We start from the raw sequence: 1,351 nt of genomic DNA, 5'->3' as shown, positions 1-1,351 counted from the left end.
GCCTGCAAGTAAGCCTTTTCGTCATAGACGGTGCGGGTTTTCCAGCACTGATAGACGATTCTGATCCACTTAAAAGCGAGTGCTCTCAGGGCCGCCTGGTATGAGCAGCCTTTCGCCCGCTGCTGCCGATAGTAAGCCTCGGCCCAGGTTGATTGAGGGATGCTGTGAGCGGCCCATTCGACAAAGGTCTGACGCAAGAAGGTTGAGCATCGGAAGCGCCAATACACGACTTTCTTCTTGCCGCTGCGCTGGGTAACGGGTGCGATTCCGGCATAGCGCTGCATCGCATTGGCGTCGCTAAATCGCTCGCGCTGTTCACCAAAAGCCACCATCAGGCGCGGTGCAAGCTGTTGGCCGGCGCCAGGGAGTGCCTTGAAGATCGGGTAATCGGCCAAGCTGTTGGCCGTTTCTTCGATCTCGCGATCAAAATCCTTGAGGGTGGAAATGAGCCCTTTGAGTTGCGACGCCAAGGCGGTGGCGTACAACTGCGAAGGACGTATGACCCCCGGGTCCTGCGTCAAAGGCATCGCGCGGGTGATGATTTCCCAGCGCGCTTGATTGAGTTGAGGGTGACGAGCGTTGTGCTCGCTAAAGAACTTGAGAAAAGTACTCTGACGAGAACGCTTGAGGTGTTCAAGCGTGGGCCAGCGCATCAGAAAGTCACAGAACAGCACGGTGTCATGATTGCTAAATAGCTCCAGGGCCAATGGATAATACTGTTTGAGCGTACAGATCAAGCGGTTGCTGACCTTTACTCGCTCATCAACCAGTGCCCGCCGATGTTCTGTCAGGCTGGCCAAACTACGCATGGCCGGGCTTTGCGGCATCAACTGGGGAAATCGTTGGGGATAGCTGAGCAACAACTCAAGCGCCCATTGAGCATCGGTCGGATCATCCTTGGCACCGCTGCGGACAAAGGTTTTACGGTGTTTGGCCAAGGTGCTCGGATTGATGGGAAACAGGCAAAAGAACTCGTACTTTTGCAGGGCTGCCACCAACGGGCCCTTGTTCAGCTCAAGAGCAATCGCAATCGGAGCGCCGTAGCGCTCAAACAACGCTTTCGCCCAACGATCAATCGATTGGGGCGTATGGGCGATGACAGAGAAATGCTGCCGAGTTTCCCCCGCGACCTGCAAGCACACGTCGTGCTTGGTATCTGCCCAATCTATTCCGACATAAGCAGTGAATTTCTGAGACAGGAGCGTTTGCATCAACAACCTCCACAGGCGCTAAAGTACATGCAGGGACATGCATGCTTGCGTCCAGCGAAAGCGATATAGAGAGCCGTGTCGGGCTTTCCCTGAGTATTCGTTAAGGGCGCAAGCGCACCTGTGGGCTCGAAGGTGAGGGG

Annotated in this window: 1 protein-coding gene; it reads right to left on the bottom strand. The window is 55.5% G+C overall.

Features of this window, described 5'->3' with window-relative positions:
- A partial coding sequence (locus ACIPL2_RS35150) for an IS110 family transposase (RefSeq protein WP_401365412.1) occupies positions 1-1,211 on the bottom strand: 1,211 nt, incomplete at its 3' end.
- Positions 1,212-1,351: the final 140 nt, after the last annotated feature.

The sequence above is a fragment of the Pseudomonas sp. NPDC086251 genome, from assembly GCF_044746405.1.
In the GTDB taxonomy this organism is placed as follows: Bacteria; Pseudomonadota; Gammaproteobacteria; order Pseudomonadales; family Pseudomonadaceae; genus Aquipseudomonas.
This window is presented reverse-complemented; position numbering and strand designations above follow the sequence as displayed.